This is a genomic window from Isoptericola sp. NPDC019693 (assembly GCF_044389085.1).
Taxonomy (GTDB): Bacteria; Actinomycetota; Actinomycetes; order Actinomycetales; family Cellulomonadaceae; genus Isoptericola.
Genome location: NZ_JBIRXP010000001.1, coordinates 101,375 through 124,542 on the forward strand (window position 1 = coordinate 101,375; position 23,168 = coordinate 124,542).

Here is a 23,168-nt window from a genome sequence, read left to right on the forward strand (position 1 = left end):
CGGCGACCGCTACGGTGAGTCCGTCCACGTGGCGCGAGGAGCGGAGACCCGGTGCTTGCGGTGATCCAGGACGTCTACGGGCCGCCCGACGTCGTGCGAGTCGGGGAGCTGCCTGACCCGACACCGTCGGACGACCAGGTGCTCCTCGAGATCCACGCCTGCTCCCTGAACGGCTCCGACCGCGAGAACCTGGTGGGCCGTCCGTTCTACTCCCGGGTGGCGGGGCTGCGGCGGCCCAGGAACCCGGTCCCCGGGTCCGACGTCGCCGGTGTCGTCGTGGCGACCGGCAGCGCCGTGACCGGCTTCGCGGCCGGCGACGAGGTCTTCGGCGAACTGCCCGGGTACCGGGGCGGCCTGGCCGAGCTCGTGGCGACGTCGCCGACGAACCTGGTCCGCAAGCCGCCGGCCCTGTCGTTCGCCGAGGCCGCTGCCATCCCGCAGTCCGGCTGCATCGCGCGCTGCGCGCTACACGCGGCCTCCACCCGGGAGACAAGGTGCTCATCAACGGCGCGGGCGGCGCCGGCGGCGCATTCTTGATCGGGCTCGCACGGCACCGGGGCGCCGAGGTCACGGCCGTGGACCACGGCGACAAGGCCGAGCACCTGCGCCGGCTCGGCGCGGACCGCACGATCGCCTTCGAGGACGAGGACTGGGCCACTCACCGTCACCGCTACGACCGCGTCGTGGACCTCGTCGCGAGCCGGACCCCGTGGCGGGTGCACCGGGCGCTGCGCCCCCGCGGCCGCTACCAGATGGTCGGTGGACGCACCGACCTGCTGCTCGCGATGCCGACGATCGGCACGCTGATCGGCCTGGCGACCGGCAAGCACGTCGGGGTGCTGATGGTGCCGCAGTCGGCCACCGCACTGGCCGAGGTCACCGGCCTGGTGACCGACGGCGCTGTCGTCCCCGGCGTCGACTCCGTCGTCCGCCTGCAGGACGCCCCCGCCGCGTTCGCGAGGCTCGCCGCGGGCGACAACCGCGGCAAGATCGTGGTCGAGGTGCGCTGAGCACCCGAGATCGACCGCCCTTGGCTCGAGCAGTGATGACGACCGACGCGGGGCGCCAGGTCAGGGCCGGGACGTCGCCGGTGCCGTGTCGAGCGCGCGGGCGCGACCCGAGACCAGGAAGACCGCGACCACGGCCGCGACGACGAAGACGATGTTGAACGTCCCGGCGAGGGCGTTGATCGACTCGGCCCCGGCGCTCGTACCGTGCGTGTCGACGCCGCCGGTCGCGAGGATCGTCGTCGGGTCAGTCGCGGCGTGCAGGAGGATCGCCGGGACGATGCTCCCGGTGACGCGCATCGAGAGGTACATCATCGTGCCGAACCCGAACGCGAAGACGATCGTGGTGCCGACGGTGAGCAGGGCCTGCCCGGACAGGGCGTTGCTGGCGTGCAGGAGCGCGAACAGCAGCGACGACAGCACCATCACCGCCTTCTCCCCGTAGCCGGCCCGGCGCAGCATCGTGACCGCGACGCCGCGGGTGAGCACCTCCTCCGCGAACCCGATGCACAGGCCGAGGAAGAGTACGGTCAGCACGACCGTGGGGCTGTAGGACGACCAGCTCGTCCCGACGAGGTGCAGCGCGATCGGCGCGAGGACCAGGGCGACGGCGCCCCACATCCACGGGCGGCCGGCGACGGGCTGCGGCCCAAAGACCTCGCGCCGCCACCGCATGCTCCGGAGGAACACGAGGAGCAGGACGCTCATGACGAGGATCGGCAGGGCCAGGCCGAAGAACACGCTCCCTGCCGAGTCGAGCAGCTCGTCTGGGCTGTCGGGGCCCTGGCCCAGGAGGCCCACCAGCCGGCCCACGCCGAGATAGACGGCGATGTAGAGCGCGGCGAAGAGGAAGGCCCGCCACCAGCCGCCGCGGCCCCAGAACCGCTGCCACCCGGAGGTCGGCGACGCCTGCTCGATCGAACCCGTCGGGTCTGCCACGGTGGTGGTCCTCTCGTCTCTCGCCGGTGGTCGGCGACCACGTCGGAGCGAGCGACCAGCACCGACAGGGGCGAGCGTAGGGATTCGCACCACGATCCGCGCGGCGACCGGAGTGGTGGGTGGGTCGACTTGGAGCTGCACTGCCGAGGCTGACCGCGTGGGCGTCCGCTGACGGTGGTGGCACGTGGCCACCACCGTGCGACCTGCACGATTCCCTGAGTGGGGAGAATCGGGCGACGCGGGCTGTCCGCGACGAGCTGGACATCGCCTTCGACGGTGGTGCCAATGTGGCACCACCGTGGTGACCAGCAGTTTCTCGGTTGGAGAGTCCCCACACCCGGATCGACGGTCCCGTCATTGTGACGGGACCGTCCGACCAGGAGGAACACCGGGTCGACGCCGCACGCGGCGCAACCCCCGGCACCGGCTCCGCATGTACCTGCGTCGGCATTCGCGTCATGGGTCGATCGTCTGCTCGGGGCGCACGTGGAAGCGCACCCCGTGCGCACCACGTGCGCACCAGGTGCGCGAAGCGGATCCTGGCATCTGTGCAGGTGTGGGAGCGCACGGGGAGAAACTGGTAGAGGTGCGTGCTCGTGAGGTGCGAGTTCTAAGGCGGGGTGCTCGAGGTTCAGACGTGGCCGGCGTCGACGCTCTTGGAAGTGCACGGACGAGGATCGCAACTCTCGCCGCGACCCTCGTCCCATTGCTACGCGAGCTTGCTGTTGATGCGGTCGTCGTCGAGCGGCTTGTACTTCGAGTCCACGAACGACTTGAACACCCCGACTAGGTTCTCGCCGTTCGCGTGAGCCCGGCGGACGACCTCGAGGATCGTCGCGCGCCCACGTCCGAGAGCCTGTTGCTTCTTCAGGTCCTCCTTGCGTGTCTTGATGACCTTGCCATCCTGGGTGACTGTGGCCTGCTCCAGCTGGACGTAGCTCAGCGTGCTCGTCTCGTAGAAGCGCCCCGCGCTCATGAGGAGGGTGGCCCGTGCCCAGTTCCTGGGGACGAGCACGAGCGCTCTACCGTCCGCGACGGGAAGGTCGAGCACAGCATTGATCCACTGCCTGCCCTGTGGGTCCCAGACCTGTCGCTCCACCTTCTTGGTCCCGTGGCCTGCAGCGGTGAATTGCGGGAACTGCGCCACCATCTGAGCGGTGAACTCGGCCAGCGGCCCGAAGATGATGCGAGTGGTCAGGTCCGAGGTGATGTCCTCTGCGACGCCCTCGACGAACAGGGGGATGTCCTCGATCTGGGTGAGGATCCCCACGTCGACCAGCATGCGCGCGTCGCCGCGCAGCGCGTCCCAGATCCACTCGCCGACGTCGTCGGAGCCGCCGTGCCCTTGGATCCCGGACTCCGCGAGACCGAGGCGCGTCTCCCACGGCTCCGTGAACCGCTGGAGCAGCGCGAGTCCGCGCCGCTGGTCGGACTGTGTGTTGCTCAGGGCACAGGCGGTCACCTCGTGGAAGAACGTCTCCATGCACCTGATCGCGTCGGCGGCGAACGGTTGCGGGGCGCCAGAGAGGCGGATCGCGTGGGGGTCGACGAACATCGGCTTGTCGGCGCTGACGTCGACGTCGAGGAACGGGACCGGGCCCGGGATGTTGTAGTGCGTCGTCACTTGCATGAGAACTCCTGTCTCGTGTAGCGAGCGCGACACACACCCGCACCGGTCATTGGGCCGACGCGGGCGCAGTAGAGTCCGAACTGCCTACCAAGCAGGTTCGAGCCCCATCCCGCAACGTCGAGATGGGGCTCGACGCTTGTGTGGCACATCACACAGCCTACCCGAACATACGTACAAAAACCCATGGACACGCCGGCCGAGGCACAAGATGTTGTGGCTAGGGGGTGGGAGTGGCACCACATGAGCGATGGGCGGCTAGGTCTGCCTGTCATCGGTGCGGCACTCAGTACGGTGCATCAGGGCTGGGAGGTGCTCGTGAGCGCTCTTGGCTCGACCCGGCCCTGGCGGGAAAGCAGGCGCGCTACACCACTGTCTGGGGCTCAACTTCGGCTCAAGTGAATCGCGAGTTGTCAGTTCGGTCCGCCGGGCACTCTGCCCGGTGGACCGAGGTGGCGGACAGCCTTCTGGTCGCAGGATGTTCTTCATCCGGCGAGGGCGACAGCGGTCTTCTTGACTGGCGCCGGCTCTGCCAGTGCCTTGCCGCTTGGACCCTCGCCCCGCGGAGGTCCCACCCCTTTCGGCACCCGAACCCGCGACGTCCGCCGGGCCTCCTTCGACCTCGAGGTGCTCCGTCCTTGCACCCCGCTGGCGATCCCTTCCGACCCCGCACGGGGTCCTCGCCGACCTGACCGAACCCGGACTTCCACACGTCTGGCACCTGAGGCGGGGCAAGCCCCAGTCGGGCGCGATCACGGACTCGCGAACCTGCGGCATGATGCCCGCATGAAGGGTGCTGGCGGCGAGTTGCCCATGGATCAGGTGACTACTGAGCTACGCCGGTTGGCGACGACGCTGCGGAGCCAGCTGGGCGAGAGAGCGGAGATCTCCGGACCCACGGTCGACGGTGGCGTCGAGGGCCTCACCGTGAGGTCGGCGACGGAGGGCTCGGTGGAGGTCTGGTTGATGCATGACGCCGACGGCGTCGTCGTCGGACTGGACGGGTGCCCGGGGTGGCAGTTGCCGCGGACTCTGGAGAGCGTGGCAGTGGTGCGCGCGATCATTTGATGCTGTGGCGGCCGGACGAGTCGAGGTCGGCACCGGACGCAGGGTGCGCGCCTACCGCCTCCCGATGCCCGACGGCACGGTCATGGATGACAGCGAGAAGGGTGCTCTCGCCGCGTTGCTGGAGATGCCCTGGAAGCCCCGGATGCGTTGGGGCACCTCGGCGGCGTACGGCGCGCGATGAACCGACTGAGGTAGGTCCTCGCTGAGTGCGCAGGCCGCACACCTGCCAGGTGTGACGGTCTCGATGCGCGTGATTTCCGCCGGGCAGGGGTACGCATACCTGCTCCGGTCGGTGGTGACCGGCGACGGTGACGAGCCGCGGATGTCGGCGTTCACGCGGTACTTCACGGAGGCGGGCACGCCGCCTGGGGTGTGGATGGGTCGCGGTGTGGAGCACCTTGGTGACGGCGTGCTGCAGCCCGGCATGTCTGTCGCGCCGGGGCAGCTGCAGGCGTTGCTGGGTCACGGCGCCGATCCGGTGACCGGTGAGTCGCTGGGGCGGCCGTTTCAGCAGTACCCGACTGTCGCCGACCGCGTCCGGCGTCGGATCGAGCGGATCGACCGGACGCTGTCGGCGGAGGAGTCGGATGCCGAGGTGGCGTGCATCCAGGTCGAGGAGCGGGCCCGCGGCAGCCAGACCGCGACGGCGGGGTTCGATGTGACGTTCTCGGTGCCGAAGTCGGTGTCGGTGCTGTGGGGGTTGGCGGACGCGACGACGCAGGAGCTGATCGTCGCCGCCCATCATGACGCCGTCGGGCAGGTGCTGGACCTGCTGGAGCGGGAGGTCGCCGCCACGCGCACGGGACATGGTGGTGTGGCGCAGGTGCCGGTGGTGGGGGTGGCGGCGACGGCATACGACCACTGGGACTCGCGGTCCAACGACCCGCAGCTGCACACCCACCTGGTCGTCTCGAACAAGGTGAAGACCGCTCATGACGGTCGGTGGCGCACCCTGGACTCGCGTGCGCTGCACCACGCGCTCGTCGCGTTGTCCGAGCACTACAACGCGGTCCTGGCCGACCGGCTCACCGGCGCGTTCGGCGTCGGGTGGGACCGCCGCGACCGTGGGGCCGAGCGCTCGACCCAGTGGGAGATCGCGGGCGTCCCGGACGAGCTGTTGGCGGAGTTCTCCTCCCGCAGCCGGGACATCGAGGTCGCCAAGAGGCGGCTCATCGAGGAGTTCGTCGCTGCGCGTGGTCGCCGGCCGACGGCGCGGCAGGTCGTGCGGTTGCGTGCTCAGGCTACCCTCGAGACCCGTCCCGACAAGACGATCCACTCGCTGGCGGAGCTGACGGCCGACTGGCGTCGCCGCGCTGAGATGCGGCTCGGGTCGGATCCGACGGCGTGGGCGCGCCGACTCGCCGCCGGCCAGGCCGCGCCCATGGTGACCGCGGCCGACCTCCACCCGAGGACGGTCAGGCTCGCTGCGGGGCGGGTCCTCGCTGCGGTCGGGGAGAAGCGCACCACGTGGACGCACTGGAACCTGTGGGCCGAGGCGTCGCGACAGACGATGGGCTGGCGGATGGCGTCCGCCGCCGACCGGGAACAGGTCGTGGCGCTCGTGGTGGACGCCGCCACGCGCCGGTCCGTTCGGCTCACGCCCGGCGAGCTGGCATCCACGCCGGCGGCCATGCGTCGGTCTGACGGCACAAGCACGCTGCGCCCGCGCCACGGCGAGCGGTTCACCAGCCAGGAGATGCTGGCGATGGAGGACCGGCTCCTGGCCCTCGCGGATGACGTCGGCGGCCCGGCCGTCGGCCGCACGACGTCTGACGGCACCCGACTGGACGACGAGCAGTCGCGCGCGGTCGAGCAGATCCTGACGTCGGGGCGTCGCTTGGACCTGCTGGTCGGGCCCGCTGGCACCGGGAAGACGACGACGATGCGCGCGCTGATGACGGCCTGGGTGGCGGCGCACGGATCGGTGAGTGTGGTCGGGATGGCGCCGTCCGCGGTCGCGGCCCAGGTGCTGGCCGACGACCTCGACATCGCCTGTGACAACACCGCGAAGTGGATCCACGAACATCGCTCAGGCCGTGCGGACTTCACCGCAGGGCAGTTGGTCATCGTCGACGAGGCGACCCTTGCCTCCACCTGCACCCTGGACACCATCGCATCCCGGGCGGCGCGGGTGGGCGCCAAGGTCGTTCTCGTCGGAGATCCGGGCCAGCTGCAGTCCGTCGACGCCGGCGGCGCGTTCGCCATGCTCGCCGCCGCCCGCGGCGAAGACACGCCCCGCCTGACCGAGGTGCACCGCTTCGTGCGTCCGTGGGAGCGCGACGCGTCCCTGGCACTGCGTGACGGCGACCCCGCCGTCATCGACCAGTACGAGTCCCGCGGCAGGATCCGCGAGGGCGCCACCGACGAGATGGTCGACGCCGCCTACACCGCCTGGCGGCGCGACGTCGACGCCGGACGGGCGAGCATCCTGGTCACCGAGTCGGCCGACACCGTTCGACAGCTGAACGACCGCGCCCGCGCCGAACGCCTCCAGGCCAGCGAGGTGTCCGCGGGGCGTGACGTCGTCCTGCACGACGACACCCGGGCGTCCGCGGGCGATGTCGTCATCACTCGCCGCAACGACCGCCGTCTGCGTTCCGGCGCGAACGGGTGGGTGCGCAACGGCGACCGCTGGACCATCGACCGAGTCTGCCGCGACGGCGCGCTCGACGTCCGCCCCGAGGGGCGACGGCGGGGGAGCGTGATGCTGCCCGCGGCCTACGTGGCCGAGCACGTCGACCTCGGCTACGTCGTGACCGCCCACCGCTCCCAAGGGATGACCGTCGACACAGCGCACGTCGTCGTTTCCCCGTCGAGCACCCGCGAGAACCTGTACGTCTCCATGACCCGCGGCCGGCACACCAATACCGCCTATGTCGCCCTGGACAAGCCCGACCCGCTGCACTCCGCACCCGCCGACCCGGACGTGACCGCGCGCGGCGTCCTGCTCGGAGTCCTGGCGCACCCAGGCGTCGAGCAGTCCGCACACCAGGTGGCGAAGGACGAGTGCGACCGGTGGGCCAGCATCCGGCAGCTCCTGGCCGGGTACGACGCCATCGCCACCGAAGCACAACGTGACCGGTGGACCCGGCTCGTGCACACTGCCCTCTGCGAGGCAGGAGGCTTCACGGAGGTCGAGGCCGACCGGGCGGTTAAGTCCGACGCGTTCGGCGTGCTCGCCGCAGGCCTGCGGCGAGCCGAGGCGTACGGGTACGACGTCGACACGCTGATGCCACGCCTTGTCGCCTGGCGCAGCCTGCACGACGCCGACGACGTCGCCGCAGTCCTGACCGCACGCCTCGCCCGCGCGACCGCAAAGCCCCGCCGCGGCGTCATGCCCGACCTCATCGCCGGCCGCATTTCCGCCGCCCGCGGCCCACTACCTGAAGACACCGCCGTGGCCCTGGCGGAACGCCGCATGCTCATCGAGGACCAGACGCAGGAGGTGCGCGCCCTCGACCCCGCGCAACAGGGGATGTTGATAAAGACGCTCCCGTCGCGCGACGCGACTAGGGCCACCCCAGACGGTGTGACCATCGCTTGAGACGTTCGCGAGTTCGGCACCACCGTGTGGAAGAACCCGACGACACCCGGCCGACGGAGCGTATGGGGCGCTTTGAGGCCTTTCGAGCCGGCCCCGCCCATCCCGGTGGATCGTCCACAGGGGCTCAACGTACCGGTCACGCCACCCCAACCGAGACAAGGGTGAAATTCGACGTCACGGCGGCATTCCGAGCAGAACCGCATCCGACCTTCGTAGACTCGAGCACGTGTCCGACGAGGTCCGCATCCCAGCGGAGCAGCGCGCGCGTGTCCTGATCGACGCCCAGCTACGAGCCGCAGGTTGGGCAGTCCAAGACGGCAAATCTCTGAATCTCTTCGCGGGACCGGGCATCGCCGTCCGTGAAGCAGTGATGGCCGCCGGACACGGGCGAGCCGATTACCTCCTGTACGTCGACAAAAGGGTCGTGGGCGTCATCGAGGCGAAACCCGAGGGGACGACACTCTCGGGCGTCGAGTGGCAGTCCGCCATGTACGCCACCGGCCTTCCCGACGCGCACCGCAAGCGGGCACGGGTAGTCGAGGGTCGTCTGCCGTTCGTTTTCGAGGCATCCGGATCGGAGACCCACTTCACCAACGGCTACGACCCCGACCCGCGGGCCCGAAAGATCTTCAACTTGCCGAAGCCGGCCACGCTCGCCCGGCTGATGCGCGACGCCGACGCCGATCCCGAGCACCCCACCTGGCGGGCCAAGGTCCAGGTCCCCCCCGAGTTGGACGAGGCGCCCCTGCGCCCGGCGCAGATCAAGGCGATCAAGGGCACCGAGCTTTCGCTGGCGCAGCAGCGGTTCGACCGGTCGCTGATCCAGATGGCCACCGGTGCGGGCAAGACCTACACGGCCGTGACGCTGGCGTACCGGCTGCTGAAGTACGGCGGCTTTTCCAAGATCTTGTTCCTGGTCGATCGCAACAATCTCGCCGACCAGACCCTCGCGGAGTTCCAGAACTACACGACGCCCGACGACGGTCGACGCTTCTCCGAGGTCTATAACGTCGACAAGCTCACCGGCGCCGGCATGCTCGGCTCCTCGAACGTCGTGATCTCCACGATCCAGCGCGTCTTCAAGGTCCTGGACGGCAACGACGTCCCCGGCACGGACGACCCGCAGCTTGACGACTGGACCCCTGACTCGGCGGTCACGGTCTCCTACAGCCCGGGCATGCCACCGGAGACGTTCGACTTGGTCATCGTCGACGAGGCCCACCGGTCTATCTACGGCGTGTGGCGCGGTGTCCTGGACTACTTCGACGCTCACGTCGTCGGGCTGACGGCGACGCCAGGGAAGCAGACGTTCGCGTTCTTCCGCCAGAACCTCGTCTCCTCGTACACGTACCAGGAGTCGGTCGCCGATCAGGTGAACGTCGACTTCGACATCTACCGCATCAAGACCAAGGTCACCGACGAGGGTGCCACCCTGCCCGCCGGCGTGTACGTCCCCAAGGTGGACAAGCGCACTCGGGTGCAACGCATCGAGCAGATCGACGAGGACGTCGACTACACAGCGGGCCAGCTCGACCGCGCGGTCACGAACCCAAACCAGATCCGTCTGGTCCTCGAGACGTTCCGCGACCGCCTCTTCACCGAGATCTTCCCGGGCCGCTCCGCGGTGCCCAAGACCCTGATTTTCGCCAAGGACGACGCGCACGCTGAGCAGATCGTGACCCTGGTGCGGCAGGTGTTCGGCAAAGGCAACGAGTTCGCCGCCAAGATCACCTACGCCGCGAACGACCCCAAGGGGCAGCTCCAGGCGTTCCGCACCTCGGCGAAGCTGCGCATCGCGGTCACGGTCGACATGATCGCCACCGGCACGGACGTGAAGCCGTTGGAGTGCGTGTTCTTCCTGCGGGACGTCAAGACAGCGCAGTACTTCGAGCAGATGAAGGGCCGCGGTGCCCGCACTATCGCCCCGGCGGACTTCCAGGCCGTGACCCCGGACTTGGCGGCGAAGCAGAAGACGCGGTTCGTAATCGTCGACGCTGTCGGGGTGACCGAGCACGACTTCGTCGAGCCGCCTCTGAACCGGCAGAAGTCCGTGTCCCTCGAGCAGCTGCTGAAGAAGACGGCGAACCTGACCATCACCGAGGACGAGGTCGCCACCCTCGCCTCACGCCTGTCCGCCCTCGAACTGCAGTTGACCCCGGACGAGCGGACCGAGATCGACACGGTCGCCGGCGGGTCCCTCAAGGCGATCGTGCGCGGCCTGGTCGATGCCGTCGACGCCGACAAGCAGGCGGCTGCCCTCCACGATTCCGGCGAGGGCGCCGAGCCCGTCCAGGTCATCGGACAGCTCATCGAGGCGGCGATCGAGCCTTTGGCGGCGAACCCGGATCTGAGGACCCGGATCATGGAGCTACGCCGCACGCACGACCAGATCATCGACGAGTACAACGCCGACGAACTCATTGATGCCTACGGCGTCGTCGACCCCGAACGTGCCAGGTCGCTCGTCAAGGACTGGTTCGAGTACCTCACCACACACCGCTCCGAAATCACCGCGATCCAGATCATGGACGAGGCCAAGACCCGCCGTGTCCCGTTCGAGGCCATCAAAGAGCTCGCGGACCGCATCGCCCGCCCGCCGCACAACTGGACCCCGGACCTCATCTGGGCCGCGTACGAGCAGCTCGGCGCAGGTCACGTACGTCACCGCGATAGGTCTCGCCTTACGGACGTCGTGTCCCTGGTGCGCTATACCCTCGGCGCAGACCCCGAACTAATCCCGTTCGCCGACGTCGTCGCCGAACGCTACGCAGGCTGGCTACTCGCCCAGGAACAGGCCGGCACGACGTTCACCGACACGCAAAGGTGGTGGCTCGACCGCATGGTCGACGTGATCTCCAACTCCGCCGGCATCACCGCCGACGACATCGAGCAGGCACCCTTCGACGAGAAGGGCGGCATCGACGGCGCCCTCCGCGACTTGGGAGATCATGCCGGTGACCTGCTTGAGCAGTTGAATGAGGAGCTCACGGCGTGACCGGAGTGACTGCTCCGGCAGGCTGGAAACTTTCTGCGTTCGCCGATGTGCTCGACATGCTCCTTGATCACCGAGGCAAGACCCCAGGAAAGCTCGGCGGTGAGTTCACCGACAGCGGCGTCCCGGTCGTCTCCGCGATCCACGTGAAGGCCGGGCGTCTGGATCTTGATCAACGTCGCCGCTTCGTGTCGACCGAGATGGCGCTTCGTTGGATGCCCGAGCGCCTACGGCGGGGCGATGTGCTGATGACCTCCGAGGCCCCGCTGGGTTCCGTTGCCCGCGTTCCGAATGATAATTTGCTCGTTCTGAGCCAGCGACTGTTTGCTCTCCGGGGCCGTGCGCAGGTGCTCGACAACGGGTTCCTCTTCTGGGCGATGCAGTCTCCGCAGATCCAGGATCAGCTGCGAAGCCGGTCCTCAGGGTCGACCGTCACTGGGATTCGGCAGAGTGAGCTCCGAAGGGTCCAGATTGGCTTCCCGCCTGTCTGCGAGCAGCGGCGGATCGTCGAAATCCTCGAAGACCACCTCTCCCGGTTGGACGCTGGCGCTGACATGCTTACGAATGTCGCTCGGCGCGGAAGGGCGCTCGAATTCGCTGCGCTCGATGCACTCGTGCCCGCCGGATCGCCCTCGGTCATGATGAAGGATCTGGCCCGTGACGCCCGATACGGAACATCGACGAAGTGCTTGGCCGAAGGGCCGGGGCTTCCGGTCGCTCGCATTCCGAACATCATCGGTGGAGCTATCGATATGACGGACGAAAAACGGGCGGCGGACCCTTCAGTTGACCTGTCCGGTCTGATGCTCGAAGAGGGCGATGTCGTCTTCGTGCGGACAAACGGTTCCCGTGACCTCATCGGCCGGACAGCCGTAGTCCAGCGGGGTGTGCGAGCATCCTTCGCATCTTACCTAATCCGCTACCAACTGGACCGGGCCGTAGTGGATCCAACCTGGTGCCACCTGATGATGAACCGGGCGAGCGCACGCGCCGAGATCGAGCGGCTCGCCTCGTCCTCGGCAGGTCAGTACAACCTCAGTCTCGGAAAGATTGGCGGCCTGCCCGTTCCGCTTCCTGAGCTCTCCGTCCAGCACAAGTTGATCGAGCAGTACGAGGCGAGTCTCGATGGACCGCGTCGTCTCGTGAGCGCCGCAGTGCACGCCCAGCGCCGTTCCGTAGCCCTGCGCCGAGCTTTGCTGACAGCGGCGTTCACGGGGACTCTGACCGGAACGACGACCGACATGGAGCAGGTTGAGGAGATGGCCGGTGTCTGATCTGAAGTTGTTCCGGCTCGACGGTGGCCAAGCGACCGAACTGATCGGGACCTCGGTGCATCTGGAGAAGTCGCTTCAGACGGTGGTCGAGAAGAACATGGAGACCCTGTTCGGCGTCCGGTTCCTGGCCTCGGAGTACTCGACGGGCGTGAAGCATCGCGGGAGGATCGACTCTCTCGGGCTCGACGAGAACTCGTCGCCGGTGATCTTCGAGTACAAGCGGGCGATGAACGAGAACGTCATCAACCAGGGCCTGTTCTACCTCGACTGGTTGCTCGACCACCGCGCCGAGTTCCAGCTGCTGGTGCAGAAGAAGTTCGGCCCCGCTGAGGCTGAGGCGATCGACTGGCGGAACCCCCGGCTGGTGTGCGTCGCAAACGGGTTCACCCGGTACGACGAGCATGCGGTCGAGCAGATCAACCGCAGCATCGAGCTCGTCCGCTACCGCGACTTCGGCGGCGAGCTGCTCGCGCTTGAACTGGTGACCTCGACGAAGGTCGAACCCAGCAAGGCCGACGATGCTCCGACCCCGAAGGTCGCCGCGACCTCGACACCATCAAAGACGGTCACCGAGTTCCTGGAGCAGGCATCGCCCCCGCTGCGAGACCTCTACGGGGAGCTAGAGGCCTACTGCGAGGGCCTGGGTGACGACATTACGAAGAAGACACTCAAGTTCTACTTTGCGTTCCGGCGCCTCAAGAACTTCGCGTGCGTCGAGGTCCACCCCATGAGCCAGAACCTGCTCGTCTACCTGAAGGTCGACCCCGATTCGGTCGATCTCGAGGACGGCTTCAGCCGCGACGTGCGCAAGATCGGCCATTTCGGTACCGGGGACCTGGAGCTGCGCATCGCGAACAGAGACCAACTCCAGAAGGCCCTGCCCCTGATCCAGAAGAGCTACGAGGCAAGTTGATGTCGGACACACGACGTTTGGTCGACAAGATCTGGTCCTACGCGCACGTCCTTCGCGACGACGGCGTCGGGGTCATCGAGTACACGGAACAGTTGACGTACCTGCTCTTCCTGAAGATGGCGCACGAGCGCGCGACCCGGAAGCTCAAGCCCGAGCAGATCGTTCCCGAGGAGTACTCGTGGCAGCGGCTCCTCGACGCGGAGGGCGCCGCGTTGGAGACCGAGTACACCCTCACGCTGCAGGGCCTTGGCCGGCAGTCGGGCACGCTGGGCACGATCTTCCGTAAGGCGCAGAACCGGATCCAGGACCCGGCGAAGCTCAAGCGCCTGATCCATGACCTGATCGACAAGGAGCAGTGGTCTCGCGCCGGCACCGACATCAACGGTGACGCCTACGAGGCGCTGCTCGCCAAGGGTGCCTCGGACAAGGGCTCGGGCGCGGGCCAGTACTTCACACCGCGCTCGGTGATCTCCGCGATGGTCGACTGCGTCCAGCCAACTGTTGCGGACAGCGTCGTCGACCCAGCCTGCGGTACCGGTGGCTTCCTCCTCGCCGCGCACGAGTACGCGTCGCGTGGCGCGGAGTCGATGACGCCACCGGAGCGCGAGCACCTGCGCAACGGCTTCGTTCACGGCACCGAACTCGTCGACGGCACCGCACGTCTTGCCGCGATGAACCTGCTGCTCCACGGCATCGGGGAGGCCAACGGCGACTCCCTCATCGAGGTCAAGGACTCTCTGGCATCAGACCCCGGTAAGCGTTGGTCGGTGGTCCTGGCGAACCCACCCTTTGGCACGAAGTCGTCTCTGACGATGGTCGGTGCGGATGGTCGCGAGGCCACGGACGACCGTTCGGTCGAGCGGCAGGACTTCGTCGTGACGACGTCGAACAAGCAGCTCAACTTCTTGCAGCACATCATGACGATCCTGGACATCAACGGCCGCGCCGCCGTCGTCCTGCCGGACAACGTGCTGTTCGAGGGCGGCGCTGGCGAGACGCTGCGCCGCCGCCTGCTCAACGACTTCGACCTGCACACGCTGCTGCGCCTGCCGACAGGCCTGTTCTATGCGCAGGGCGTCAAGGCAAACGTGCTGTTCTTCGACAAGAAGCCGGCGTCGGAGACGCCGTGGACGTCGAAGCTCTGGGTGTACGACCTACGCACCAACCAGCACTTCACCCTCAAGCAGAACCCCTTGACACGGGCGCACCTGGACGACTTCGTCGACTCCTACGCCGCGGGCAAGCCGCGCGATGAGCGCGTAGAGACCCGCCTATTCAAGTCCTTCACCTACGACGACCTCGTCCTCCGCGACAAGGTCAACCTCGACATCACCTGGCTGCGCGACGAGTCCCTTGAAGACCTCGACACCCTGCCCGCACCCGAGATCATCGCCCGCGAGATCGTTGAGGACCTTACTGCCGCACTTGAGGAGTTTGCCGCAGTTGCGGCCGCACTTGAGGGTGCGGTTGGCGACGTTAATCAAGAGGAGTCCCGGTAGATGGCAACGGCAAGGTCGAAGGAATCGCTCAGCACTCTCAGCATCATGCCCCGCGAAGAGGTCCGGCGATGAACCAGGTGCGTGTTGTTGCGGCCCAGCAGAGCACTCAGCCAGACACGGGCATCACGATCAGCCGACTACGCACAATAGTTCAAGACTCACATTTGAACTTCCTGATCGGCGCCGGCACCCCCAGCGCATTCTTTGGCCAGCTCGGGAACATCGAAGAGGCCTTGACCAAGTTGTCCGAGGCTGATGCCCCGACAGCGGAGAAGGATCTCGTGCGAGCATCGATCCAAGCTCATTTCTTCGAAAAGGTGCTCGAGCCCAACCTGGCGCTCACCAGAGGCGACCGCTCCGCAGAAGGAGTGCTGACGTCCTATGAACGATTCCTGCGGACGCTTAACAGGATCTTGCTTAAGCGACGCAGTTCCCTCCTAGGCAAGCAAGCGAACATCTTCACAACCAACATCGATATGGTGTTCGAGGTTGCGCTGGAGAACCTCGGGGTTGACATGATCGATGGATTCAACGGAAAGATGCGGCCCAAGTTTGACCTGGGAGAATACGGAACCGTTCGTCTGCGCCAGGCTAGCCGCTATGAACGTCGGTCTGAGATTCCGGTCCTAAATCTCTATAAAATACACGGGTCAGCCGGTTGGACGCTCTATTCCGATGGGCCTGACAAGTCATCCATCTACTTCGACCATGGGCTCTCCGGCGTCGTCGACACCGCAGGCAAGTTGAGTGTTGCCACACCGGATCTGCTCCCGATTGAAAGAGAAGTTATCGTCGACGACCTCCTCGCAGCCGCTTTCGGGAAAGAGTTGTCGGCCGAGGCCACGGCTTTCGCCGATGCCTATGCGCGGCTACCGATCGTCAACCCGGAAAAGACAAAGTTCGCTGCCACGGTTCTCAACGAGACCTATTATGAGCTGATTCGAAGGTTTGCCAACGAGCTCGAAAAGGAGAACAGCGTTCTGTTTGTTCACGGGTTCTCATTCCGAGACGAGCACATTTGTGACATGGTTATTCGCGCCGCGCGCGCGAATCCTACCCTTCAAGTCATCGTCTTCTCCTACTCCCGCGGCGCCAAGTCCGACTACAAGGATTTGCTGCCAGACCGTGAGATCAAGAATGGGAACGTGATATTCGTCACGCCGCCAGAGCCAACCGGAGAGGATGGGAACGGAGTGCCAAGCGAGGACGTGCTGAACCTCGACAGAGTCGACGCGCTCTACTTCTCTCCGCTCGTTCCGGAGGAGTCCCGCAAGCCGGATCACATCCTTGAAGTCCAAGTCAACGACGGCTCGGATGGCACCACCGATGTTTGACGAGGAAGCCGACCTCGTACATGACGCGGTGTTCAGGGTTGGCCAAGTGATTGCCGTGGACGGTCGGCGGGTCCGAGTCTCGGTCGACAAGCTAAAGAACAGTTCTCACCTGCTCTACAAGGGCGGGATCGTTCGCAATGTCGCAGTGGCGAGCTATGTCAAGATCACGAAGGGCTTCGTGGAGCTGATTGCCAAGGTCGACAGCGAGCACGTTGAGGAGGATCGAGGAGCCCCACAGCAGTACCAACGAACGGCAGACCGTCTGATCAGGGTGCTCGACGTGAGCCTGATCGGATATCTGGAGAACGGGCATTTCGAACGCGGCGTCCGAGAGATGCCGCTGCTCGAGAACGAGTGCTTCATCCTGACCGAGCACGAGTTCAACCTCCTCCACGATTTTGTCGATGCGTCCGACACTTCGCTGATTCTTGGGTCACTTGCGATGGAGCCGAGTCAGGCTGTCTCCGTGGGGGTGAATTCCGTCTTTGCTAGTCATGTCGGGATATTTGGAAACACGGGTAGCGGCAAGTCGTATACCCTCGCCAAGCTCTATTACGAGCTCTTTCGCGAGTTTGGCGGTAAGCCTGGCTTCCGCAGTAAGTCCCAGTTCATGCTCATTGATTTTAACGGTGAGTACGCGAACCGGACCGGAGCGGTCGGTGAACGATCGACCGAAGTAATTGCAGGTGATGATCTGAAGGAGGTGTACGAACTTTGCACTACGGATGACGGTGGCGACAAGCTCCCGCTTCCCAGAACAGCGATTTATGACCAAACATTCTGGTCGGTACTGCTCGATGCGACAGAGAAGACTCAGGCTCCGTTTATCGCTCGCGTTCTGAAGGCGCGATACTGGGACGATCTGCTGCCCGATGCTGCTGCACTACTTGATGTCGTTGCGGATCTGGTTGCCCGAGCGACAAAGAGCACGGACGTGACCCTTGATCGCCGCCTCGCGGTCAATTTCCTCGAAGAGATCTCCAACTGCCTCGGCGGATCCACTACGCGGGAGTTCACGCTTCTAATTGAAGACTTTCGTTACAATCTGGAGTACCACGGGCGCGGTGCCTCGTTCTACTGGCGGCATGACGACCAAGGACAACAGAGGTGGGCCAACGAGGAATCATGGGACCGATTTATTCAGAACAAGATTAAGTCAGTGCCGCAGACTTTTGAGTCTGTGACTGACATTGACTTGGTTCGCTTCAAGCTTGTCATGCAGTTCTATCGCGACGTAATTAGCGGATACTCGAATCGTGAGCATTTGGCGCCGTTGTTGAAGCGAATGGATGAGCGTGTACCGAGCATCAAGCGTCTCGTGATTGTTTCTGACGATGCTCTCGCTGTCAAGCCGCTTACGGTGGTCTCGCTTCGGCGAGTCAATCTCGACATGCGAAAGGTCATCCCAATGATCTTGTGCAAGCACCTGTACGACCAGAAGAAGGAACGCGATCCTGCGGGTGAGCGGTACCTGAACCTGATCATTGACGAGGCCCACAACATTTTGTCGACCACATCGTCGCGTGAGAGTGAGGCGTGGAGGGACTACCGATTGGAGACTTTCGAGGAGATCATCAAGGAGGGGCGAAAGTTCGGCGTGTTCCTTACGATCGCCAGCCAGCGCCCTCACGACATCTCGCCGACGATCATCTCACAGTTGCATAACTACTTTCTCCACCGTCTTGTGAATAACCTCGACATCTTGGCCGTCGAGAAGTCTGTTGCTTATCTCGACAAGGTGTCGCATGAGTCGCTTCCGATCTTGCCTACCGGAACTTGCGTCCTAGCTGGTGTGTCGGCGCAGGTGCCGATCGTGCTGAAAATCGGTCGTCTCCCGGCCGAGGCAGAGCCTAACAGCCAGACGATCTCAGTCACTGCCGAGTGGCTGAAGCCGCCTCCGCTGCCGCGGTCGCCATGGGATGACGACCCGTGGGCGCCGTCATAGTGTCGCGTGGCCAAGGGGGCTGTTGCAAAGTTGTCAGGATGAACTCGCGGGCTGTCGACGTCGATGGGACTGAGCGTGTGACCTACTTTCCATGGTTCGCGTGGCACGTCCGGGATCTTGCAAGGTACGGCGGCGTGCGTGCAATCTGCGCTGCCGGCGACATGCAATGTGTCGACGTGCGGCCCAAAATGCAGAAGAGTCCACCTTTGTTACAAGTCGCTGGCACGTGGTGGGCGGGCAGTCCGCGCGGAACTTCTTGAGATGGAGTGCGGGCGCGGTGAACATATTTTCAGCAGTGCCTCACTCCAACGGCCGTCGGCTGTCACCTATTCGTGCAACGGTCCCTACACCAACACAGACAATGTTGTTGGTCTCTGACAATGCGTCCCGACCCGCATCTGCGCCCGGTCGGGTCTTCCTGCCGTCTTTAAGTCCGCAACGACTGCCCGCGCTCGTCGAGCCTGTGGCATGAAAAGAGACCACGATGAGCGACAGGCCCGAGCGTAACTGGCCCGACCCGAAGGACCTTCCCCCCCTTCGAGTGGAAGCCGGGCGACTCAGTCGACAGCCCCGAAGCCTGGGCCGCCGCTGTAGCCGTCGGCTCGCTTACCGCTGACGACGTGCTGGAGCGTGTGCGCCGCATAGCGGTGTACGAACTCGGTGAGATGGGCCCGATGGGGTACGACCAAGACGGCTTTGTGACCGCACTGGTCGCGGAGGGAATCAAGGAGGGGGCGCTGGTTCTTCAAGTTCACACGCGCGACCACTGGCCACCCCACGTGCACGTCAAGCGCCGCGAGGACCTCGGCTCCCACGGCGTTATCATCGACCTCCGAAACGGCGAGGTCGACGAGGACCGGCTGCCCCGGGGCGTCCGCAAGAAGGACACCAAGCGGATGGGCAAGCTCGTCGAGAAGCACCACGCCGAGCTCTCCATGCTCTGGGAGAAGAACAACGGGTCCAAGGTCTTCCCCGAGACCGAACCGTGCACGCTCGACGACCCTGCAGCAGCACCGTTCGAAGACGACGTGCAGCCTCATGTCGAACGGGAAGGGTGAGGTGGATGGCTCGCAGCGACACTTTCCGACGGGAGATCGCCGCGCTGGGCGACAAGAAGGCAGCCCACGCGAAGATCGTCGCCGCCCAGGGCGGGATCGCGACCGCGGCGCGCGAAGCGTCCCGCAAGAAGCGGGACGCGGCAGCGCGCTCCAAGAGCCCCGCCACGGTCCGATCGTCGCTGGCAGCAGCGGAGCGTGAGGAGAAGAAGGCGGACGCCGCCGAGGCCAAGGTCGCCAAGGCACGCAAGGATATGGCGGCCATCGACAAGACGATTGCGACGAAGAAGACCTCGCTGCGCTCTGCCGAGGCATCCGAGCAGAAGGCGGCCGAGAACCTGCAGCGCAGCAAGGACGCGAAGCGAAGGCGTGAAGAGCTCAGCCATGCCCGTGCTGTCGCGAAGGCGAGCACGCCGGCCGCGATGATCCGCTACGTTGAGGTCCCTCCACCGGTCCCCGAGCCACTCCGCGTGCTCTACCTGACCTCCAACCCAGACGCCACCACGAGCACCGTTACAAGCCCCGACGGGACAGTCGTCGAGCAAGGCGCGTGGCTTCGAGTAGACCAGGAAGTGCGGCACGTCAAGCAGGGCCTGCGCGGCTCAAAGTACCGCGACCTGGTCGTCGTCGAGCACGCACCAGCCGCGACCTTCAGCGATCTTTCTGATGGCCTCAACGACCACCGTCCCCACGTCGTGCACTTCTCCGGTCACGCTGATGCGTTCGGTCTTTGGATGGAGAACGACGCCGGCGAACCTGTCGGACAGGACGTCAACCTCTCCCTCCTCGCACGACTGCTCGGAGCCACCGACGAACCGCCCCGCCTGGTTGTGCTCAACGCGTGCGAGAGTCTCGAAGGTGCCGACGACCTGCTGCAGACGGTCCCGGTCGTGATCGGAATGTCCGACACCATCGACGACACGGCAGCCGTGGTCTTCGCACGATCGTTCTATGCCGGACTTGCCTCCGCCCAGTCCGTCGCGACAGCAGTCGAACAGGCCAAGGTGCAGATGGTCGCCGCCTCGATGTTCGACCCCGATCAGGTCGACCACTCCCACCTCCCGACCCTGAGAGCACGCGACGACGTCGACCCCGAGACGCTCGTCCTTGTCTCGCCACCCACCGACTCCTGACCCTGAAGGGCTCAACGTGAACAAGCAACAGAAACTCAAGAACACCGCGGAAGGTCTGCTTGCAGGGCTCGCCGCCATCGGATTCGAGGGCCCTTGGCGCTGGGCCCACCACGAGTGGGAGGGCGCCTTCTACCGTGCGTGGCGGAACTGGCCGCCCGCGAAGGACACCAAGGGCTTCCGCACGTTTCAGCTCGGCGGGTCCGCCGACGGGCGTACGTCGCAGGCACGGGACATCCTGTTCGCCGTGAAGCGCACCTCCCCATTCGACGGCTACGACCACGGCCCGCTGAACCCCTCGCCGATGGGCTTGCCCCCGGAGGAGTACCTCGAGATCTGGGTGGAGGGTGCGACGCCGCAGGAGTGGACCCGGACCTCTGTCAGCCTCGCGTGCTTCGCTATCGGCTCAGTGCCTCCGCATGTCCCCCTCCTCCGCCCTACGTTCGTGCACTGAATGCAGAAGTGAGTGCCAACCCGCTCACCACGCCACCGACCTCCGCCGACGGACCACCGCAGGATCTCGCCCCGCGCCGCGGCGTCTCCAAGCCCTGCCAGCCGTTCGGGACGAAGAGGTCGCGGGCTCAGATGCTCGCCTCCGTATTCCAGGTTCATTGACACGCGTACTTGACGGTTATCGGCGACTATGGAGCTGGCTTGGATCTTTGCACGCAGCGCCATTGTGAAGGGCAAGACTCCAATGACGAGCCGTGCCGTACGCTTGGCGGGACACATGTCACGAAAGTGTCCGCACCCCGATATCGAGTGGCACGCGAGTTGCACGGTGGTTCGGGACGCGTTCAGAAACCGCGAAATCTCAACGATCCTGTGGCCGCGACCTGCATGATCAACTTCTGGCCCACCCAGGACAGATGGACAGGGCCCGGTACCGCGAACCGCCGCGGTACCGGGCCTCGTCCTCGTGGGCGGAGCTTCCTCAAGAAGCAGAGCAAGCCGGTCGCGGTGCTAGGACGTCACGCGCACCTGCAGCTGCTTCTGCCCGGAGACGACTCGGGTGAAGATGTCGGAGGTGCGGGTCCGCGAGTAGGTGCTCTTGCCGCTGCCGATCTTGAGGCTGAGTCGGGCTTCGTCGTTGCGCAGGTTGCCGCTGAGCAGCTTCTGGACACCGTCGAACGACGTCGGGCCGTAGAACTCGTCCTGGAACGAGTTGCCGCCCACGACGGTGACCATGCCGCTCTTGCCCTTGAGCGACTTCGGGATGGTGAACTCCTCGCGGAACACGGAGCGGGTGATGCCGTCGGAACCGAGCAGCTGGGTGCGCAGCACCAGGGTCTTGCCGGCGCGGACCTTGGCGGTCTTTCCGGTGACGTCGACCCACTTGCCGCCGGTGCGCTGCTGGATCTTCACGATGCGGTGGCGCATGCCGTTGTCGCTGACCTTGACGTCGTTGGTCACGCCGGTGATCTTGACGGTGGAGAGGGACGAAAGGGTCGAGACGACGGCCGCGAGGTCGAAGGCGCCCGTGGAGCCGACGTCGGCGGGCGCCTGGTACCGGTCGGCGTACCGCAGCGTGAACGGGCTCCCGCTGCGGGTGCCGGTGATGCGCCACGCCTGGGTCTCCGACCCGCCGATGACGCCGTCCACCACGCGGTCGTGGTTCGCCATGCCGGCGAGGAGGGTGACGTCGGTGAGCGCGGACGGGTCCAGCACCTGCGTCGTGCCGGTGCGTGACCTGGAGTGGTACGACACGGTCGACCTGACCGGCGTGGGCGTCGGCGAGGCGCCGAAGGTGCCCGCGATCCCGGCGAGGCGGTCGTCGGTGACGGTTCCGCCGAGGTCGCCGAGGTTGGCCACCTTGAACGGCACGCCCAGTGGGTCCTTCTGCACGTAGACGGCGTCGGCGGCCGCGAGGCCGAGGCGCGCCTTGCCGGTGAAGGCGAGCGGGTGGCCGAACCCGACCACCCGGTCGCCGCACACCGACGTCGCGGTGCCGATCCCGGCGAGGGTGATGTCGCCGTGCGACAGCACCGCGGCGACGTTGCCGCCGGCGGTCACGGTGTCGATGCCGGCGGCGGCGGCGGTGCCGCTGGACCGGCCGATGCGGTAGGAGTCCGCCGTGACGAGGTCGCTCCCGCCGGCGGCCTTGACCGCGGTGCGGGCCCGGGACAGGTCGACCCCGCCGACGCCCACGGGCATCGGCAGCTGCTGCAGGCCCTGGGCGGCCTCGCTCCGCGTCACGTCGGTCTCGGCCGCGATGCGGGTCGCCAGGGTGGTCCCCACGGGCACCTCGGGGGCGGCCTTCGCCGCGCCGAGGTAGCCCTGCATGTCCTCGTACGGCGTGATGCCGGCCACGGGGGAGCTGCCGAACGCGAGACCGTACGCGACGGCGCCGATCAGCCGCCCGTCCTCCGCGTACACCGGGGACCCGGACATGCCCTGCCAGATGCCGCCGGCCGCGTCGATCGCGGGGGAGTGGAGCTCGGCGACGATCATGTCCAGGTCGGGCGCGATGCCGTCCGACAGCACGCCGAGCACCTCGCCGGTGAACCCCTGCGGGGTGGTGCCCTTGCTCACGGTCAGGCCGGTGACCGGCGCCCCGCTCACCAGGTCGGCGACGGGGAACGGCGCCGCACAGTCGGGCGTGGGGGCCGCCGTCGCCGCCGGGCCGACCGCCACGAGGCCGGTCAGCAGCAGCGCGGCCGACGCGCCGGACGCCGTCAGGCCGGCCGCACGACGACGGACGGGCCCAGGCGCTCGTCCCCGGCCGCGAGCCGCAGGGCGTCCTTCGATGGGGGGAGTGGGCGCCGTCGCCCGGCCGTCCCCTGCGGCAGAATTCGACATGGCCACAGCATCGTCGACGGGGGCGCCCGACGTTCCGATGAG

17 protein-coding genes are annotated in these 23,168 nt (G+C 66.3%); 14 read left to right on the forward strand and 3 right to left on the reverse strand.

The window, feature by feature from the left end:
• The first annotated feature begins 51 nt into the window (after positions 1-51).
• Positions 52-537 (forward strand): alcohol dehydrogenase catalytic domain-containing protein, encoded by a 486-nt coding sequence (locus ACH436_RS00515; RefSeq protein WP_430558226.1) that lies wholly within the window; start codon positions 52-54, stop codon positions 535-537.
• Positions 495-1,010 (forward strand): zinc-binding dehydrogenase, encoded by a 516-nt coding sequence (locus tag ACH436_RS00520; RefSeq protein ID WP_430558227.1) that lies wholly within the window; start codon positions 495-497, stop codon positions 1,008-1,010. Before ACH436_RS00515 ends, ACH436_RS00520 begins: the two co-directional genes overlap by 43 nt.
• 60 nt (positions 1,011-1,070) lie before the next feature.
• On the opposite strand, the gene ACH436_RS00525 is transcribed toward ACH436_RS00520, so the two are convergent.
• Both ACH436_RS00525 and ACH436_RS00530 read right to left on the reverse strand, forming a co-directional pair.
• Entirely contained in the window at positions 1,071-1,946 is an 876-nt protein-coding gene (locus ACH436_RS00525; protein ID WP_430558228.1) for a CPBP family intramembrane glutamic endopeptidase, read from the reverse strand.
• A gap of 709 nt (positions 1,947-2,655) precedes the next feature.
• Complete coding sequence (locus ACH436_RS00530; RefSeq protein WP_430558229.1) at positions 2,656-3,576, reverse strand: hypothetical protein; 921 nt, start codon at positions 3,574-3,576, stop codon at positions 2,656-2,658.
• 783 nt (positions 3,577-4,359) lie between these two features.
• On the opposite strand from ACH436_RS00530, the gene ACH436_RS00535 reads away from it, so the two are divergent.
• The 12 genes from ACH436_RS00535 to ACH436_RS00590 all read left to right on the forward strand — a co-directional run bounded on the left by ACH436_RS00535 (position 4,360) and on the right by ACH436_RS00590 (position 20,781).
• Entirely contained in the window at positions 4,360-4,641 is a 282-nt protein-coding gene (locus ACH436_RS00535; protein WP_430558230.1) for a hypothetical protein, read from the forward strand.
• Between the two features lie 4 nt (positions 4,642-4,645).
• Positions 4,646-4,822: a hypothetical protein gene (locus ACH436_RS00540; RefSeq protein WP_430558231.1), complete on the forward strand. Its 177-nt coding sequence runs from the start codon at positions 4,646-4,648 to the stop codon at positions 4,820-4,822.
• A 63-nt stretch (positions 4,823-4,885) separates the two neighbouring features.
• The gene (gene mobF, locus ACH436_RS00545; RefSeq protein ID WP_430558232.1) at positions 4,886-8,185 is read left to right on the forward strand and encodes a MobF family relaxase; all 3,300 of its coding nucleotides are present in this window, start codon (positions 4,886-4,888) and stop codon (positions 8,183-8,185) included.
• Between the two features lie 226 nt (positions 8,186-8,411).
• Positions 8,412-11,180: a DEAD/DEAH box helicase family protein gene (locus tag ACH436_RS00550; RefSeq protein ID WP_430558233.1), complete on the forward strand. Its 2,769-nt coding sequence runs from the start codon at positions 8,412-8,414 to the stop codon at positions 11,178-11,180.
• The gene (locus ACH436_RS00555) at positions 11,177-12,451 is read left to right on the forward strand and encodes a restriction endonuclease subunit S (RefSeq protein ID WP_430558234.1); all 1,275 of its coding nucleotides are present in this window, start codon (positions 11,177-11,179) and stop codon (positions 12,449-12,451) included. The genes ACH436_RS00550 and ACH436_RS00555 overlap by 4 nt, the downstream gene beginning before the upstream one ends.
• A complete protein-coding gene (locus ACH436_RS00560; protein ID WP_430558235.1) occupies positions 12,444-13,364 on the forward strand; it encodes a DUF5655 domain-containing protein in 921 nt (306 codons plus the stop codon). The genes ACH436_RS00555 and ACH436_RS00560 overlap by 8 nt, the downstream gene beginning before the upstream one ends.
• On the forward strand, positions 13,364-14,863 hold the full coding sequence (locus ACH436_RS00565) for an N-6 DNA methylase (protein WP_430558236.1): 1,500 nt from the start codon (positions 13,364-13,366) through the stop codon (positions 14,861-14,863). The genes ACH436_RS00560 and ACH436_RS00565 overlap by 1 nt, the downstream gene beginning before the upstream one ends.
• 68 nt (positions 14,864-14,931) lie before the next feature.
• Entirely contained in the window at positions 14,932-16,197 is a 1,266-nt protein-coding gene (locus ACH436_RS00570) for a hypothetical protein (RefSeq protein ID WP_430558237.1), read from the forward strand.
• On the forward strand, positions 16,178-18,142 hold the full coding sequence (locus ACH436_RS00575; protein ID WP_430558238.1) for an ATP-binding protein: 1,965 nt from the start codon (positions 16,178-16,180) through the stop codon (positions 18,140-18,142). Before ACH436_RS00570 ends, ACH436_RS00575 begins: the two co-directional genes overlap by 20 nt.
• Positions 18,143-18,762: 620 nt before the next feature.
• Positions 18,763-19,200 (forward strand): DUF4160 domain-containing protein, encoded by a 438-nt coding sequence (locus ACH436_RS00580; RefSeq protein WP_430558239.1) that lies wholly within the window; start codon positions 18,763-18,765, stop codon positions 19,198-19,200.
• 5 nt (positions 19,201-19,205) lie between these two features.
• The gene (locus ACH436_RS00585) at positions 19,206-20,330 is read left to right on the forward strand and encodes a CHAT domain-containing protein (RefSeq protein ID WP_430558240.1); all 1,125 of its coding nucleotides are present in this window, start codon (positions 19,206-19,208) and stop codon (positions 20,328-20,330) included.
• Between the two features lie 16 nt (positions 20,331-20,346).
• Positions 20,347-20,781, forward strand: a complete 435-nt coding sequence (locus ACH436_RS00590; protein ID WP_430558241.1) for a hypothetical protein — start codon at positions 20,347-20,349, stop codon at positions 20,779-20,781.
• A 509-nt stretch (positions 20,782-21,290) separates the two neighbouring features.
• Here ACH436_RS00590 and ACH436_RS00595 read toward each other — a convergent pair.
• Positions 21,291-23,126 (reverse strand): SpoIVB peptidase S55 domain-containing protein, encoded by a 1,836-nt coding sequence (locus tag ACH436_RS00595; protein ID WP_430558242.1) that lies wholly within the window; start codon positions 23,124-23,126, stop codon positions 21,291-21,293.
• Positions 23,127-23,168 lie beyond the last annotated feature (42 nt).

Excerpts from the sequence above, each read along its gene's own strand:
- ACH436_RS00530 (WP_430558229.1), bottom strand. The coding sequence starts at position 3,576 with ATGCAAGTGACGACGCACTACAACATCCCGGGCCCGGTCCCGTTCCTC.
- mobF (WP_430558232.1), top strand. The coding sequence starts at position 4,886 with ATGCGCGTGATTTCCGCCGGGCAGGGGTACGCATACCTGCTCCGGTCG.
- ACH436_RS00595 (WP_430558242.1), bottom strand. The coding sequence starts at position 23,126 with ATGTCGAATTCTGCCGCAGGGGACGGCCGGGCGACGGCGCCCACTCCC.
- ACH436_RS00585 (WP_430558240.1), top strand. The coding sequence starts at position 19,206 with ATGGCTCGCAGCGACACTTTCCGACGGGAGATCGCCGCGCTGGGCGAC.
- ACH436_RS00565 (WP_430558236.1), top strand. The coding sequence starts at position 13,364 with ATGTCGGACACACGACGTTTGGTCGACAAGATCTGGTCCTACGCGCAC.
- ACH436_RS00575 (WP_430558238.1), top strand. The coding sequence starts at position 16,178 with ATGGCACCACCGATGTTTGACGAGGAAGCCGACCTCGTACATGACGCG.
- ACH436_RS00570 (WP_430558237.1), top strand. The coding sequence starts at position 14,932 with ATGAACCAGGTGCGTGTTGTTGCGGCCCAGCAGAGCACTCAGCCAGAC.
- ACH436_RS00535 (WP_430558230.1), top strand. The coding sequence starts at position 4,360 with ATGAAGGGTGCTGGCGGCGAGTTGCCCATGGATCAGGTGACTACTGAG.